The organism is Enterobacter sp. (genome assembly GCF_977039595.1).
In genome coordinates this window covers 58,076-74,693 of record NZ_CDRQYH010000005.1, presented here as the reverse complement: position 1 = coordinate 74,693, position 16,618 = coordinate 58,076, and the positions used below count along the sequence as shown (strand labels likewise).

Sequence of the window (16,618 nt, the reverse complement as noted above, 5' to 3'; positions counted from 1 at the left end):
GCGTTACCCCTCGCTTTTAAGATGAAGGGTGAACATCCATCGCCCCTGGCTGTCCTGCCGAAGCTCACCCGTCGTCCCGGGCGTAAAATCCGCTATTAGGCCAAGCGCATCGCGCAGAGCAGACAGGGCGGGCAGGGTTATGGCATACCCGCTCAGCATCAGAGCAGGGGGCTGATAGCGCAACTCCGTCAGCCAGACCTGTGCCGGAACGGCGCGGGAAAGGGATTCCAGCACCGGTTGCCATGCCCGTTGTTGCACGGTCTGCACGGGCATCTGCGCCTGTGCGGTCAGTCTTTGCCGGGCGACAAGCGCGTGCTGCACGGACTGCATTCCCGTCAGATCCGTTTGCAGCGCGCGCAGCCTCACGAGATGGTTCATCCGCAGACAGAAAATGGTCACGAACAGCAACAGCACTGTGCCGACACACATTGCGCCCCAGAAGCGCAGGCATCGCGAGCGCCGCTGCTGTCGCCACGGCAGAAAGTTCATGATGCTCATGCGGGTACCTCACTCATGGCCAAAGCCAGCGCAACGGTATAATCAGCGCCGCAGTCCGGTAATGGAGCATGGTAACGTTCCAGGATTTCCCACGGGTCACGTCGGCTATCAAACAGCGCGATGTCATCCGGCCCAAAAGCCAGCAGCGCCGCCAGCTCAGCCACGCTTTCTGCTTCGGTAGTTAAGCGGCGTCCCCACTGGTGGCGCATAGCCCAGAGCCACTGCCGATCGTCCCGCCAGGCGATGCATTTCGCTGGTGCCACCGCAGGAAGAAGATTCGCCAGCGCGCTGGCATCCGGAGTAATGGTTACCAGCCGCAAACGCAGCGTTTTCGCCAGCGCCAGTAGGGTGTCGACCTCGTTATTTTGCGCGGCAGTCACGTGAAAGGTATTGCTGAAGGTATCCTGCGCGTAATCGAAACAGAGCGTTTCGGCAGACATCTCCAGTTCTCGCGCGAGCGCCGCACCGAGCCATGTTAGCTGCTCGCTGTCGCGCAGCGCAGCGGCCGGAAGGGGAAGCGACCGCTGCAGGGTGCGTGCTGCCGGGAAAGAGAGGAACACGCGGTGGTAGTGGGGCAGCGTTTTTCGCCAGTCGCGTAACGCATCAACCATCTGTTCTGGCTGACAAATTTTGCCGTCACGAATGATACCTTCGGCCAGAGGTATCGCCCACCAGCGGCGTAAGCACCAGCCAGACCTCTCCCGGGCCAACGAGACGATTCGCACCCTATCCTGTTGAATATGAACGCCCGTTTGCCATATTTTGAAAGCCATGCTTCACGATCTCCTTATCGCCCGTCGTCTTGACGGCTATATCAATGAATCAGGCTTGCCTTTATACTACCGCGCGATTGTTTAGAAACTGCCCAAGTGAAACCAAATGGGAAATCTCCGGTGAAGTTCGTAAAGTATTTATTCATCCTTGCAGTCTGTTGCATTCTGCTGGGAGCAGGCTCGATTTACGGTTTGTACAAATATATTGAGTCACAGCTGCCTGATGTCGCCACGCTTCGCGATGTGCGCCTCCAGATCCCGATGCAAGTCTATAGCGCCGATGGCGAGCTGATGGCGCAGTATGGCGAGAAGCGCCGTATTCCGCTGACCTTAAACCAAATTCCACCCGTGATGGTGAAAGCCTTTATCGCCACGGAGGACAGCCGTTTTTACGAGCACCACGGTGTCGATCCGGTGGGAATTTTCCGTGCCGCGAGCATTGCGTTGTTCTCTGGTCACGCCTCTCAGGGGGCGAGCACCATTACGCAGCAGCTGGCGCGTAACTTCTTCCTCAGCCCTGAAAAGACGCTGATACGTAAGATCAAAGAGGTATTCCTTGCGATCCGTATTGAGCAGCTGCTGAGCAAAGACGAAATCCTTGAGCTGTACCTCAACAAAATCTACCTAGGCTACCGCGCCTATGGCGTGGGGGCTGCCGCACAGGTGTACTTCGGCAAGCCTGTTGAGCAACTCACCTTAAGCGAAATGGCCACCATAGCAGGTCTGCCAAAAGCGCCATCCACGTTTAACCCGCTCTACTCGCTCGATCGCGCCACCGCGCGTCGCAACGTCGTCCTGTCACGTATGCTGAGCGAAGGCTACATCAGCCAGAGCGAATACGACCAGGCGCGTAACGATGTCATTGACGCTAACTACCACGCCCCTGAGATCGCCTTTGCATCTCCTTATCTGACCGAAATGGTTCGCCAGGAGATGGTGAATCGCTATGGTGACAAGGCCTATGAAGATGGCTATCGCGTGTACACCACCGTCACCCGCAAAGTCCAACAGGCGGCTCAGGAAGCGGTACGGAACAACGTGATGGACTACGATATGCGTCACGGCTATCGCGGCCCGTCAAACGTGCTCTGGAAAGTGGGCGAAAGCGCGTGGGACAGCAAAAAAATCACCAGTACGCTGAAGGCGCTGCCAACCTATGGTCCGCTCCTGCCTGCCGTGGTGACGCAGGCCGATCCTCAGGAAGCCGTTGCGACGCTCGCGGACGGCACCTCCGTCTCTCTGCGCATGGACGGTGTCCGCTGGGCGCGTCCGTACCGCTCGGATACCCTACAGGGCGCAACGCCGCGTAAAGTGACCGATGCAGTTCAGACCGGGCAGCAAATCTGGGTGCGCAAAGTAGGCGAAGCCTGGTGGCTGGCACAGGTGCCGGACGTCAACTCGGCCCTGGTCTCTATCAATCCACAGAACGGTGCGATCCTGGCCCTGGTCGGCGGGTTTGATTTCAACCAGAGCAAATTTAACCGCGCCACGCAGGCGCTGCGTCAGGTCGGTTCCAATATCAAACCGTTCCTCTACACGGCCGCGATGGATAAGGGACTGACCCTCGCCAGCATCCTCAACGACGTGCCAATCTCCCGCTGGGATGCCGGTGCGGGTTCCGACTGGCAGCCGAAGAACTCCCCTGCGGAGTATGCCGGTCCTATTCGTCTCCGTCAGGGTCTGGGGCAGTCGAAAAACGTGGTGATGGTGCGCGCCATGCGCGCGATGGGCGTCGACTATGCCGCAGAGTATCTGCAGCGCTTCGGTTTCCCGGCACAGAACATCGTTCGCACCGAGTCGCTGGCGTTAGGCTCAGCCTCCTTTACGCCGCTTCAGGTCGCCCGCGGGTACTCGGTGATGGCTAATGGCGGCTTCCTGATTGACCCGTACTTCATCAGCAAGATCGAAAACGATCAGGGCGGCGTGCTGTTCGAAGCGAAGCCGAAAATTGCCTGCCCTGACTGCGATATTCCGGTCATTTATGGCAATACGCCGAAATCCGAGGTGCTTGAGAATAAGGACATGGAAGACCCTGCCGTGTCGCAGGAGCAGCAGAACGGCGTTGTGCCACAGCCGCAGCTCGAGCAGGCGAACCAGGCGCTGGTGGCGCAGACCGGCGCGCAGGAGTACGCACCGCATGTGATCAACACGCCGCTGTCGTTCCTGATTAAGAGCGCGCTGAACACCAACATCTTCGGTGAACCGGGCTGGCAGGGTACCGGCTGGCGCGCAGGTCGTGATTTGCAGCGCCATGATATCGGCGGTAAAACGGGGACAACCAACAGCTCGAAAGATGCGTGGTTCTCCGGCTACGGCCCGGGCGTGGTGACATCAGTCTGGATCGGCTTCGACGATCACCGCCGTGATTTAGGTCGTACCACGGCATCCGGCGCGATTAAGGATCAGATTTCCGGCTACGAAGGCGGAGCGAAGAGCGCGCAGCCGGCCTGGGATGCCTATATGAAGTCCGTTCTTGAAGGTGTGCCGGAGCAGCCGTTAACGCCGCCGCCAGGCGTGGTGACGGTCAATATCGACCGCAGCACCGGTCAGCTTGCCAATGGCGGTAATAGTCGCGAAGAGTATTTCATTGAAGGCACCCAGCCAACCACACAGGCGGTGCACGAGGTGGGTACAGAGATCATCGATAACGGCGAAACGCACGAGCTGTTCTAACCACAAAGCAAAACGGCAACCTCTGGTTGCCGTTTTTGTGTTTGCTCCCTCTCCCGTGGGAGAGGGTTGGGGCGAGGGCATCAGGCCATTACAGTCGCCCCTGCCCCTTTAACCATTCCCGGACCAGGAACAGCGCGCTCACGTTGCGGGCCTCATTAAAGTCAGGGTCTTCCAGCAGATCCATCAGGTGCGCTAGCGGCCAGCGAACCTGCGGCAACGGCTCCGGCTCATCCCCTTCCAGCGATTCAGGATAGAGATCTTCAGCTACCACGATATTCATTTTGCTGGAAAAATAGGACGGTGCCATGCTCAGCTTTTTCAGGAATGAAAGCTCATTAGCCCCGAACCCCACCTCTTCTTTCAGCTCGCGGTTCGCCGCTTCAAAGACGGTTTCACCCGGGTCGATAAGCCCTTTCGAGAACCCGAGCTCGTAAGATTCCGTTCCCACAGCGTATTCGCGGATCAAAATCAGATGATCGTCGACAATGGGAACAATCATCACCGCTTCGCGCGAAGAAGGGCGCATACGTTCATAAACGCGACGCACACCGTTGCTGAACTCCAGATCCACACTTTCGACATTAAACAGGCGCGATTTGGCGACAGTTTCAACATTCAGAATGGTGGGTTTTTGTAGTGGTTTGCTCATCTTGATGGGTCTTAGCAGTGAGAACTGGCGTTATTGTGCGATACGCTGCACGGTTTCGGCAATGTCAATTGTTCTTTATTTACATTTATGCAACGTATTTGGGATCAATCCTCAATTCAAAACAAATGTCAAGAGGTTGAAATGTTTCCAGGAATTTGCTGATATCGCGCCATAACAGGCTTTGCTATCATCACCTGTCACTGGGATGCGCTTCAGAATGCTCAAGTTCGACTCCATACTTGCCGATAGCCAACCACAGACTCTCATTCAATGTAAAGGTGCTACTGACTACACCTGTAAGAAGATAAGTAAGATGGGGAAAGCATGAGCACCATTTTGATTGTTCTCGCTGCTATGCTGGCCGGTGCGTTGGTTGCAGGGTGGTTGTACAGGCGCCGCGTACAGCGCCGTTATCGCCTGCCCTTTTTAAATGCATTTGCGGGTGCGAGCACGCGTAAACTTACGCAAGACGAGCGCGATGCGGTTGAAAACTATCTCGAAATCCTGAACCGTACTCAGTTAACGCCTGGGCCAACGGGAGCCACCGCTGCGCCCGTCGCGCTAAATCTTAATGCACAAAGTGATACCGTGCTCTGCGTGACGCGCTCCATCACGCGCTATGGCATCACTACTGATGACCCTAACAAATGGCGCTATTACCTTGATTCCGTCGAAGTGCATCTGCCCCCGTCCTGGGAGCAATACATTAACGACGAAAACAGCGTTGAGCTGATTCACACCGACTCGTTGCCCCTGGTTATCTCGCTTAACGGCCATACGCTGAATGAATACCTTCAGGAAGCCCCTCGTTTTGCGCTGGAACGCGCCAGTTCAACGCAGGCCTCCATTCGTGGCGAAGAGACTGAGCAGATTGAACTGCTGAATATTCGCCAGGAAACCCATGAAGAGTACGCTTTGAGCCGCCCGGACGGCATCCGCGAAGCCATTCTGATCGTTGCTGCCTTCCTGCTCTTTTTTATCTGCCTCCTCACGCCGGATGTGTTTGTCCCCTGGCTGGCTGGCGGTGCGGTTCTGCTGCTGGCGGGCGGGCTTTGGGGGCTCTTTGCCCCACCGGCCAGAACCTCGTTGCGCGAAATCCACTGCCTGCGCGGAACGCCAAAGCGCTGGGGCCTCTTCGGTGAAAACGATCAGGAACATCTCAACAATATCTCGCTCGGTATTATCGACCTGATCTACCCGCGCCACTGGCAACCGTGGATCGCGCAGGACCTGGGGCAGAAAACCGATATTGATATCTACCTTGACCGCCACGTTGTGCGTCAGGGGCGCTTCTTATCCCTGCATGATGAAGTGAAAAATTTCCCGCTTCAGCACTGGCTTCGCAGCACGGTCATTGCCGGCGGCGCGGCGCTGGTCTTAGTCATGCTGCTGCTTTTCGTGCCGCTGGATATGCCCATCAAATTCACCCTGTCGTGGATCAAAGGGGCGCAAACCATTGAAGCGACCAGCGTCAACAAACTGGATGAAGCCGGTGTGCGCGTGGGGGACACGCTGCGCCTGAAGGGAACCGGGATGTGTAATATTCACACCCCGGGGGCGTGGAACACGCGCCAGAACTCACCGTTTATGCCGTTCGATTGCTCACAAATTATCTGGAACGACGCACCGCCGCTGCCGCTGCCGGAATCCGAAGTCGTGAATAAAGCCACGGCTCTTACCCAGACGGTTAACCGCCAGCTGCACCCGAAACCGGACGATGATTCACGCGTTAGTCCCGCACTGCGTTCGGCCATTCAAAAATCGGGCATGGTTCTGCTGGATGATTTTGGTGACATCGTCCTGAAAACGCAGGATCTTTGTTCCTCTCAGGATGAGTGCATACGTCTTAAAAATGCCCTGGTAAACCTCGGGAACAGTAAAGACTGGGACTCGCTGGTGAAACGCGCCGAAGCGGGACGACTGGATGGCGTCAACGTGCTGCTGCGGCCGGTTAGCGCTGAATCTCTGGATAACCTGGTCGCTACCTCGACGTCACCGTTCATGATGCGCGAGACCACCCGTGCGGCTCAGGCGCTGAACAGCCCGGCACCGGGCGGCTTTGTAATTGCAAGCGATGAGGGCAGCGACCTGGTCGATCAGCCTTATCCGCAGGTGGCGCTTTATGATTATCCGGCGCAGGAGCAGTGGAGCCAATTCCAGCGCCTGGCGCAGATGCTGATGCAAACGCCGTTCAGCGCAGAAGGGATTGTCACGAGTATTTATACCGACGCCAACGGCACTCGCCATATCGGCCTGCACCGGATGCCGGATAGCGCTGGGCTATGGCGCTACATCGGCACCTCGCTGCTGATGACCGCGATGCTGATCGCCATTTTCTGGAACGGTTTTATGGCCCTGCGCCGCTACCAGCGCTCGCGCACGCGGCTTGCCGACATCCAGCAGTATTACGAAAACTGCCTCAATCCTAAGCTGATCCCCTCGTCTGAGAGCCTGATCTGATAACGTCGTTGCGCGACAAGATGTGCTACCCTGTCGCGCACGTTTCTTCTGGCTGGAGTTCCCCTAATGCATCTTGATATCGCCTGGCAGGAGGTTGATACCGTTCTGCTGGATATGGACGGCACGCTGCTCGATCTCGCCTTTGATAACTATTTCTGGCAAACGCTGGTTCCAGAAACCTATGGCGAGCAGCAGGGGATCTCCCCGGCAGAAGCGCAGGCATTCATTCGTTCGCAATATAGCGCCGTGCAACATACGCTAAACTGGTACTGTCTTGACTACTGGAGCGAGCGCCTCGGTCTGGATATTTGTGCCATGACTACCGCCCAGGGCCCGCGCGCCGTTCTGCGCGAAGATACTGTGCCCTTTCTGGATGCGCTGAAAGCAAGCGGCAAGCGCCGTATCTTGCTGACCAACGCTCATCCACATAATCTGGCGGTGAAGCTGGAACATACGGGTCTGGCGTCGCACCTTGATTTATTACTTTCCACCCACACATTTGGTTATCCGAAAGAGGATCAGCGGTTGTGGCATGCGGTTAAGGAAGAGACGGGTTTGCAGCCGGAACGTACGTTGTTCATTGATGACAGCGAGCCCATTCTGGATTCTGCCGCAAGGTTTGGCATTCGCTACTGTCTGGGCGTCACCAATCCTGACTCTGGCCTGGCTGAAAAAAGCTATCTGCGCCACCCGGGACTGAACGACTATCGCCAGATGATCCCCTCACTGACCGTGAAGGAGACGCCATGAAAGAAAAACCCTCAGATGGGGTAAGACTGGATAAATGGCTGTGGGCAGCGCGTTTTTATAAAACGCGCGCCCTTGCCCGCGAGATGGTTGACGGCGGAAAAGTGCATTACAACGGCCAGCGCAGCAAACCGAGCAAGACGGTTGAGCTGAATGCCACCTTAACGCTGCGTCAGGGCAACGATGAACGTACGGTGGTGGTTAAAGCCGTTACCGAACAACGTCGACCCGCAGCGGAAGCCGTAATGCTTTATGAAGAGACGGCGGAAAGCATTGAAAAGCGCGAGAAGACCGCGCTGGCGCGCAAAATGAACGCGCTGACGATGCCTCACCCGGACCGGCGGCCGGACAAAAAAGAGCGCCGCGACCTGATGAAATTTAAACACGGTGAGACTGATTAACCTCACCCGCACGAGAGATGAAAATGGCCCAACACGACCAATTACACCGCTATCTGTTTGAACAATTCGCCGTGCGCGGCGAGCTGGTCACCGTATCCGAAACCTGGAAACAGATTCTGGAAAACCACAATTACCCGCTGCCGGTGAAGACCCTGTTGGGCGAACTGCTGGTTGCCACCAGCCTGCTTACCGCAACGCTGAAGTTTGCCGGGGATATCACCGTGCAGCTGCAGGGCGACGGCCCGATGACGCTGGCGGTCATCAACGGCAATAACCAGCAGCAGATGCGCGGCGTGGCGCGCGTTCAGGGCGATGTGCCTGAAAATGCTGACCTCAAAACGCTGGTAGGTAATGGCTACCTGGTGATCACCATCTCCCCAGAGGAAGGTGAGCGCTATCAGGGCGTGGTCGGTCTGGAAGGCGATACCCTGGCAGCCTGCCTGGAAGATTACTTCATGCGTTCTGAGCAGCTGCCGACGCGTCTGTTCATCCGCACCGGTGAAGTGGACGGCCAGCCTGCTGCGGGCGGTATGCTGCTGCAGGTTCTGCCTGCCCAGGACGCTCAGACCAATGATTTTGAGCACCTGGCGACGCTGACCGAAACCATCAAAGCGGAAGAACTCTTCAACCTGTCGGCGACCGACGTGCTGTGGCGTCTGTACCACGAAGAAGAAGTGACCGTTTACGACCCGCAGTCCGTGGAGTTCAAGTGCACGTGCTCACGCGAGCGCTGCGCTGGCGCACTGAAAACCCTGCCGGATGAAGAGATCGACAGCATCATGGCGGAAGACGGCGAAATTGATATGCACTGTGACTACTGCGGTACGCACTATGTATTCAATTCGATGGATATCGCTGAGATCCGCAACAACGCCTCCCCGGCGGATCCGCAGGTTCACTAAACCTCTCTTCCCCTCACCTTAACCTTCTCCCCAAAGGGGAGAGGGCTGGGCTGAGGGGCAAAAAACTCCACCCAAGCTGAATCGTTTTCCCAATGTAACTCTTACGTAATTTTCTTACGTGTATGCGATTACATTCACATTCTTTCCGATAAAATCACCAGCCTTTAACCTTTTCGGAACATTTTCCCCACCCAAAAAGCGATTCCTGCGATAATCCGCCTGCGCCGTGACTGGAGTCGCAGCGTTTTCCGTTAGTAAGGGTTTTGTCCAGATGCGTGAATCTATGAGCCCCGTCGCGGTAAACAACCTCAGAAAAACCCTACAATTTCAGGCAGTACATATTGGCTAAGGAGCAGTGATATGCGTGTTACTGGTTTAACCCCGCAAGATCTCAAGGCTTATGGTATTCACGACGTCCAGGAAATCGTCTACAACCCCGACTACGATACGCTGTATCAGGAAGAGCTCAATCCAACACTGGAAGGATACGAGCGTGGTGTGTTGACGAATCTTGGTGCTATCGCCGTCGATACCGGTATTTTTACCGGTCGTTCGCCGAAAGATAAGTATATCGTCCGAGACGAAACCACCCGCGATACGCTGTGGTGGGCTGACAAGGGCAAAGGGAAGAACGACAACAAACCGCTCTCCCCGGAAACCTGGCAGCACCTGAAAGGGCTCGTCACCCATCAACTTTCCGGCAAGCGTCTGTTCATTGTCGACGCTTTCTGCGGCGCTAACGCCGATACCCGTCTCTCCGTGCGTTTTATCACCGAAGTGGCCTGGCAGGCGCATTTCGTGAAAAACATGTTTATTCGTCCAACCGACGAAGAGCTGCAGGACTTCACCCCTGATTTCATCGTGATGAACGGTGCGAAATGCACCAACCCACAGTGGAAAGAGCAGGGTCTGAACTCCGAAAACTTTGTGGCCTTCAACCTGACCGAGCGTATCCAGCTGATCGGCGGTACCTGGTACGGCGGCGAAATGAAGAAAGGGATGTTCTCGGTCATGAACTACCTGCTGCCGCTGCGCGGTATCGCCTCCATGCACTGCTCGGCTAACGTCGGTGAAAAAGGCGACGTGGCGGTATTCTTCGGCCTGTCCGGCACCGGGAAAACCACCCTGTCCACCGATCCTAAACGTCGTCTGATTGGCGATGACGAACACGGCTGGGATGACGACGGCGTATTCAACTTTGAAGGCGGCTGCTACGCGAAGACTATTCGCCTGTCTGAAGAGGCCGAGCCGGATATCTTCCACGCTATCCGTCGCGATGCGCTGCTGGAAAACGTCACCGTGCGTGCCGACGGCTCCATCGACTTCGACGATGCGTCGAAAACGGAAAACACCCGCGTCTCTTACCCGATCTACCACATCGACAATATCGTGAAGCCGGTGTCAAAAGCGGGTCATGCCACGAAGGTCATTTTCCTGACGGCGGATGCGTTCGGCGTGCTGCCTCCGGTGTCTCGCCTGACCGCCAGCCAGACGCAGTACCACTTCCTCTCCGGTTTTACCGCCAAGCTGGCGGGTACCGAGCGCGGCGTGACGGAGCCAACCCCAACCTTCTCCGCCTGCTTCGGCGCGGCCTTCCTGTCGCTGCACCCGACGCAGTACGCTGAAGTGCTGGTGAAACGCATGCAGGCATCCGGCGCGAAGGCATACCTGGTGAACACCGGCTGGAACGGCACCGGCAAACGTATCTCTATCAAAGATACCCGCGCCATTATCGACGCCATTCTGGATGGTTCTCTGGACGACGCCGAAACCTTCACGCTGCCGATGTTTGACCTGGCGATCCCAACGTCGCTGCCGGGTGTAGATACGCATATCCTCGACCCGCGCAATACGTACGGTTCTCCGGAGCAGTGGCGTGAGAAGGCGGAATCGCTGGCGAAGCTGTTTATCGAGAACTTCGAGAAGTATACCGATACCCCGGCGGGTGCTGCGCTAGTGAGTGCGGGTCCAAAACTGTAGTCCATGTCGGGTGGCGGCTTCGCCTTACCCGACCTACAAAAAAGGGTGGCTCGTGCCACCCTTTTTTCAACTCTCTTTCACCTGCCCCCGCGTCACCGGTACCGGCAGCCAGGCGCGAATGCTCAACCCACCGCGCTCGCTGGTTCCAATCTCCAGCAGCCCGTTATGGTTATCAATAATACGCTGCACTATCGCCAGGCCTAAGCCCGTACCGCTGGTGCTGCGCGCGCTGTCGCCGCGCACAAACGGCTGGAACAGATGCTTACGCTGCTCGGGCTTGATGCCTGGACCGTCGTCTTCCACCTGGAACCAGGCGCGGTTGAGCTCAGACCCGCTGCTGACCTTAATCCAGCCGTTGCCGTAGCGCGCCGCGTTGACCACCATGTTGGCGACCGCACGTTTAATGGAGAGCGGGTGCATACGAACCTGAATTTCACCGGCCTGAAGGTCGGTATCAATCTCGCGCTCGTAGCCGCTTTCCGCCGCCACCACTTCGCCCAGCACCGCGTTCAGATCCGCCATCTCCATTGGCATCTCCTGCCCGGTGCGCAGGTAGTCGATGAACTGCTCAATGATGGCGTTACACTCTTCAATGTCCTTATTGATGGACTCGGCAAGGTAACCGTCCTCTTCTCCCATCATCTCCGTCGCCAGACGAATACGCGTTAGCGGCGTGCGCAGGTCATGGCTCACGCCCGCCATCAGCAGCGTACGGTCATCCGCCAGCTGCTTCACGCCTGCCGCCATATGGTTAAACGCACGCGTCACCGAGCGGACTTCCGAGGCGCCATACTCGCGCAGCGGAGGAGGAATAATCCCTTTACCGACCTGCAGCGCAGCGTGCTCCAGGTCGACCAGAGGTCGGTTCTGTATACGGATAAATAGCCACGCGCCGCCTATCGCCAGCAGCATAATCGCCAGGGTATAGCGGAACAGCGGTGAGAAATCGCCCTGATGGATTTCGGTCAGCGGAACGCGAACCCAAATATTGGGTGACAGCCAGGTTTTCAGCCAGACGACGGGCGAGCTTTTGTTGACCTCAACGCGCACTTCCGTTGGACCGCCCAGCTGCTGCGCCATCTGCTGGCTGAGGAATTCGTAGTGCTGCGCCCAGCGCAGGCCAGCGTCTTCCGCCGCTTCGTTGGAATAGAGCGAAATGCCCAGTTCACGGTAGATTTCACGGCGAAACGCCGGGGGAACGACGAGCTGCGTGCCGTCCTCCAGCTGCAGTTTATCGGTCATCAGCATACGGACTTCGTAGGCCAGGACCTTATTAAACTGCTGGAGGCTCGGCAGGATCGCAAAGTTCAACACCACCAGGTAGGTCGTCACCAGGCTGACGAACAGCAGGGTGACGATCAGTAACAGGGTGCGGGCAAACGAGCTTCGCGGCGAGAAGCGCATTCGCCTCATGCTTTAGAGCCGTCCGGGACGAACACGTAGCCCAGACCCCATACGGTCTGAATATAACGAGGATGCGCCGGATCTTCTTCCACCATGCGGCGCAGACGGGAGATCTGCACGTCGATAGAGCGTTCCATTGCGGAGTATTCGCGACCGCGCGCCAGGTTCATCAGCTTGTCACGGGAAAGCGGTTCACGCGGGTGGCTGACCAGCGCTTTCAGGACCGCAAACTCGCCGCTGGTGAGCGGCATCGGCTCGTCTTCACGGAACATTTCGCGCGTGCCGAGGTTCAGCTTGAACTTGCCGAAGGCAATAACGGCTTCTTCCTGCGACGGCGCGCCCGGCAGCTCGTTCGCCTGACGGCGCAGCACGGCGCGAATACGTGCCAGCAGTTCACGCGGGTTAAACGGTTTTGGAATGTAGTCGTCCGCGCCGATTTCGAGGCCAACGATACGGTCAACTTCCTCGCCCTTCGCCGTCACCATGATAATCGGCATCGGGTTGCTCTGGCTGCGCAGACGGCGGCAAATAGAAAGCCCGTCTTCGCCAGGCAGCATCACGTCGAGAACCATCAGGTGGAAAGATTCACGGGTCAGCAGACGGTCCATCTGCTCAGCGTTCGCGACGCTACGAACCTGGAAGCCCTGCTCGGTCAGATAACGCTCCAGCAGCGCACGCAGGCGCATGTCGTCATCCACGACCAGAATTTTGTAGTTCTCTTGCATTGTGTGTACTCCCAAAGGTTCGGATAGTCTTTGTAACAGCGTATTCTAAAAAAGTGCACGTATTCGACCAGTTAATTCTGGTATAAATTCTAGTCGAAATTGTTACAAAGCATATTTAACAGCAGCTTATCTGCTCATTTCATCACATAAATCATTATTAATCCTGTCTGTTACACTGTGTGGTACGTATTGTGCGCAAGACAGTTAACCGGCAGGCAGCAAAGGCTTTACCATGAAAACGCCCCTGATCACCCGCGAAGGGTACGAAAAGCTCAAAAAAGAGATGGATTACCTCTGGCGCGAAGAGCGTCCTGAAGTAACCAAAAAGGTGACCTGGGCGGCAAGCCTGGGCGATCGCAGCGAAAACGCTGACTACCAGTACAACAAAAAGCGGCTGCGCGAAATTGACCGCCGGGTTCGCTATCTGACGAAGTGCCTCGAGAATCTTAAAATTGTCGATTACTCCCCGCAGCAGGAGGGCAAAGTGTTCTTCGGCGCGTGGGTGGAGATTGAAAACGACGATGGTGACACCCTGCGTTTTCGGATTGTCGGCTACGATGAAATTTTTGGTCGTAAGGATTACATCTCCATCGACTCCCCGATGGCCCGCGCGCTGCTGAAAAAGGAAGTGGGCGATCTGGCCATCGTTCAGACTCCAGCTGGTGAAGCCAGCTGGTACGTCAATGAGATCGTCTACGTAAAATAGTCCGAGAGCGCCCTCCCCGGCTGGCATTTTGCCGTGTCAGCCCGTATAACTATCCCCTGATTTTTTCGACTCAACAGATGATAAAGCCATGATGAATGATTCGCTCTGCCGCATTATTGCGGGTGATATTCAGGCCAGAGCCGAACAGGTAGAAGCTGCCGTTCGCCTGCTTGATGAAGGGAACACCGTGCCGTTTATTGCACGCTATCGTAAGGAAGTCACCGGCGGTCTGGATGACACGCAGCTGCGTAACCTGGAGACCCGTCTCGGTTATCTGCGCGAACTGGAAGAACGTCGTCAGGCGATCCTCAAATCCATCGGCGAACAGGGCAAACTGACCAGCGATCTGGAAAGCGCCATTAACGGCACCCTGAGCAAAACCGAATTAGAAGATCTCTATCTGCCGTACAAACCGAAGCGCCGCACGCGCGGGCAGATTGCGATTGAAGCGGGCCTTGAGCCGCTGGCCGACCTGCTGTGGAACGAGCCGTCGCACGATCCCGAAACCGAAGCGGCGAAATTTATCGACGCTGACAAAGGCGTGGCGGACACCAAGGCCGCCCTTGACGGCGCACGCTACATTCTGATGGAGCGCTTCGCCGAAGACGCCGCGCTGCTCGCTAAAGTGCGTGATTACCTGTGGAAGAATGCCCACATCGTCTCTACCGTCGTCGCGGGTAAAGAGGAAGAAGGCGCGAAATTCCGCGACTATTTCGATCACCACGAACCGATTTCTACCACCCCTTCCCACCGCGCGCTGGCAATGTTCCGCGGCCGCAACGAAGGCGTGCTCCAGCTCTCCCTGAACGCCGACCCGCAGTTTGACGAGCCGCCGAAAGAGAGCCACTGCGAGCAGATCATTATCGACCATCTCGGCCTGCGTCTGAACAACGCCCCGGCAGACAGCTGGCGTAAAGGCGTAGTAAGCTGGACCTGGCGCATCAAGGTGCTGATGCACCTCGAAACCGAGCTGATGGGCACCGTGCGCGAACGCGCCGAAGATGAAGCGATTAACGTCTTCGCCCGTAACCTGCACGACCTGCTGATGGCCGCCCCTGCCGGCCTGCGCGCGACCATGGGTCTCGACCCGGGTCTGCGTACCGGCGTGAAGGTCGCTGTGGTTGACGGCACCGGCAAGCTGGTGGCGACCGATACCATTTATCCGCACACCGGCCAGGCAGCGAAAGCGGCCGTCGTGGTGGCGGCGCTTTGCGAAAAATACAACGTCGAGCTGGTTGCCATCGGCAACGGTACGGCCTCTCGTGAAACCGAGCGTTTCTACCTCGACGTGCAGAAGCAGTTCCCGAAAGTGACGGCACAGAAAGTGATCGTCAGCGAGGCCGGGGCATCCGTCTATTCCGCGTCCGAGCTGGCGGCCCAGGAATTCCCGGACCTGGACGTTTCCCTGCGCGGGGCAGTTTCTATCGCTCGCCGCCTGCAGGATCCGCTGGCGGAGCTGGTGAAGATCGATCCGAAATCCATCGGCGTGGGCCAGTATCAGCATGACGTGAGCCAGACTCAGCTGGCGCGCAAGCTGGATGCGGTGGTGGAAGACTGCGTAAACGCCGTTGGCGTTGACCTGAATACCGCCTCCGTTCCCCTGCTGACCCGCGTGGCGGGCTTAACCCGCATGATGGCGCAGAACATCGTCGCCTGGCGTGATGAGAACGGTCAGTTCCAGAACCGTCAGCAGCTGCTGAAGGTGAGCCGTCTGGGTCCAAAAGCGTTTGAGCAGTGCGCGGGCTTCCTGCGCATCAACCACGGCGATAACCCGCTGGATGCCTCCACCGTTCACCCGGAAGCGTACCCTGTGGTGGAACGCATCCTGGCCGCCACCCAGCAGGCGCTGAAAGATCTCATGGGTGACAGCAGCGCCCTGCGCAACCTGAAAGCCGTTGATTTCACCGACGACAAATTTGGTGTGCCAACCGTCACCGACATTATTAAAGAGCTGGAAAAGCCGGGCCGCGATCCGCGTCCTGAGTTCAAAACGGCGACCTTTGCTGACGGTATCGAGACCATGAACGACCTGCTGCCGGGCATGGTGCTGGAAGGCGCGGTGACCAACGTGACCAACTTTGGCGCATTTGTGGATATCGGCGTGCATCAGGATGGTCTGGTGCATATCTCATCCCTTGCCGACAAGTTTGTTGAAGACCCGCACACCGTGGTTAAAGCGGGCGACATCGTGAAGGTCAAAGTGCTGGAAGTGGATCTGCAGCGCATGCGTATCGCGCTGACCATGCGTCTGGACGAGCAGCCGGGCGACACCAACGCGCGCCGCGGCGGCAATGGCGGAGGCCGCGAACAGCAGCGTCCCGCCGCGAAAGCGGCAAAACCGCGCGGACGTGATGCTCAGCCTACAGGCAACAGCGCGATGATGGATGCGCTGGCGGCAGCGATGGGTAAAAAACGCTAAGGTTGTAAATGCCCCTCACCCTAACCCTCTCCCCAAAGGGGAGAGGGGATCGCACGGTGCTGTCTTTTCCCCTCGTCCTCATGGGTGGGGGAATAAATTCATATCGAAATATATGAAACCGATTGCATAGCCATATTTAAACCACTAATTATCACCCCGTTAACAAATACTCCCCTTTTCGTTTTCCAGGCAATTCAGCAAATATTGAGCAAGGTCAAACAGGCCGTAAATTAATACCGCAAACAACATTCCGTCACAGTTTTAATATTGCTGATAAAAAC

The 16,618-nt window shown here is 57.0% G+C and carries 13 protein-coding genes; 8 read left to right on the top strand and 5 right to left on the bottom strand.

The features are described 5' to 3' along the window. Window positions 1-3 precede the first annotated feature (3 nt). The gene (locus tag ACWYRJ_RS03130) at window positions 4-498 is read right to left on the bottom strand and encodes a PilN domain-containing protein (RefSeq protein WP_111963768.1); all 495 of its coding nucleotides are present in this window, start codon (window positions 496-498) and stop codon (window positions 4-6) included. Then, on the bottom strand, window positions 495-1,271 hold the full coding sequence (gene pilM / locus ACWYRJ_RS03125; RefSeq protein WP_223580640.1) for a pilus assembly protein PilM: 777 nt from the start codon (window positions 1,269-1,271) through the stop codon (window positions 495-497). Before pilM ends, ACWYRJ_RS03130 begins: the two co-directional genes overlap by 4 nt. 120 nt (window positions 1,272-1,391) lie before the next feature. Here pilM and mrcA point away from each other — a divergent pair, with 120 nt between their 5' ends. Continuing rightward, window positions 1,392-3,944, top strand: coding sequence for a peptidoglycan glycosyltransferase/peptidoglycan DD-transpeptidase MrcA (gene mrcA / locus ACWYRJ_RS03120; RefSeq protein WP_455507400.1), 2,553 nt, complete (start codon window positions 1,392-1,394; stop codon window positions 3,942-3,944). A gap of 88 nt (window positions 3,945-4,032) precedes the next feature. Here mrcA and nudE read toward each other — a convergent pair whose 3' ends face one another. Continuing rightward, window positions 4,033-4,593, bottom strand: a complete 561-nt coding sequence (gene nudE, locus ACWYRJ_RS03115) for an ADP compounds hydrolase NudE (protein WP_008503041.1) — start codon at window positions 4,591-4,593, stop codon at window positions 4,033-4,035. A 324-nt stretch (window positions 4,594-4,917) separates the two neighbouring features. Between nudE and ACWYRJ_RS03110 the strand changes: the two genes are divergently transcribed. The 5 genes from ACWYRJ_RS03110 to pckA all read left to right on the top strand — a co-directional run bounded on the left by ACWYRJ_RS03110 (window position 4,918) and on the right by pckA (window position 11,083). Further along, entirely contained in the window at window positions 4,918-7,053 is a 2,136-nt protein-coding gene (locus ACWYRJ_RS03110; protein ID WP_223580644.1) for an intracellular growth attenuator family protein, read from the top strand. A 66-nt stretch (window positions 7,054-7,119) separates the two neighbouring features. Continuing rightward, window positions 7,120-7,803, top strand: a complete 684-nt coding sequence (gene yrfG / locus ACWYRJ_RS03105; protein WP_032641117.1) for a GMP/IMP nucleotidase — start codon at window positions 7,120-7,122, stop codon at window positions 7,801-7,803. Next, complete coding sequence (gene hslR / locus ACWYRJ_RS03100; RefSeq protein ID WP_149367150.1) at window positions 7,800-8,201, top strand: ribosome-associated heat shock protein Hsp15; 402 nt, start codon at window positions 7,800-7,802, stop codon at window positions 8,199-8,201. Before yrfG ends, hslR begins: the two co-directional genes overlap by 4 nt. Before the next feature lie 17 nt (window positions 8,202-8,218). Further along, window positions 8,219-9,103, top strand: coding sequence for an Hsp33 family molecular chaperone HslO (gene hslO, locus ACWYRJ_RS03095; protein ID WP_161495995.1), 885 nt, complete (start codon window positions 8,219-8,221; stop codon window positions 9,101-9,103). Window positions 9,104-9,463: 360 nt separating this feature from the next. Next, on the top strand, window positions 9,464-11,083 hold the full coding sequence (gene pckA, locus ACWYRJ_RS03090) for a phosphoenolpyruvate carboxykinase (ATP) (protein ID WP_455507399.1): 1,620 nt from the start codon (window positions 9,464-9,466) through the stop codon (window positions 11,081-11,083). A gap of 66 nt (window positions 11,084-11,149) precedes the next feature. On the opposite strand, the gene envZ is transcribed toward pckA, so the two are convergent. Together envZ and ompR are read right to left on the bottom strand one after the other, a co-directional pair. Continuing rightward, window positions 11,150-12,496 carry a two-component system sensor histidine kinase EnvZ gene (envZ, locus tag ACWYRJ_RS03085; RefSeq protein ID WP_023309494.1) on the bottom strand — a complete coding sequence of 449 codons (1,347 nt, stop codon included), beginning with the start codon at window positions 12,494-12,496 and terminating at the stop codon, window positions 11,150-11,152. Then, window positions 12,493-13,212 carry an osmolarity response regulator transcription factor OmpR gene (gene ompR, locus ACWYRJ_RS03080; RefSeq protein ID WP_455507398.1) on the bottom strand — a complete coding sequence of 240 codons (720 nt, stop codon included), beginning with the start codon at window positions 13,210-13,212 and terminating at the stop codon, window positions 12,493-12,495. The genes envZ and ompR overlap by 4 nt, the downstream gene beginning before the upstream one ends. A gap of 232 nt (window positions 13,213-13,444) precedes the next feature. Between ompR and greB the strand changes: the two genes are divergently transcribed. Together greB and ACWYRJ_RS03070 are read left to right on the top strand one after the other, a co-directional pair. Then, on the top strand, window positions 13,445-13,918 hold the full coding sequence (gene greB, locus ACWYRJ_RS03075) for a transcription elongation factor GreB (RefSeq protein WP_111963763.1): 474 nt from the start codon (window positions 13,445-13,447) through the stop codon (window positions 13,916-13,918). An 88-nt stretch (window positions 13,919-14,006) separates the two neighbouring features. Beyond that, on the top strand, window positions 14,007-16,337 hold the full coding sequence (locus ACWYRJ_RS03070; RefSeq protein ID WP_455507397.1) for a Tex family protein: 2,331 nt from the start codon (window positions 14,007-14,009) through the stop codon (window positions 16,335-16,337). The last annotated feature ends 281 nt before the right edge of the window (window positions 16,338-16,618 follow it).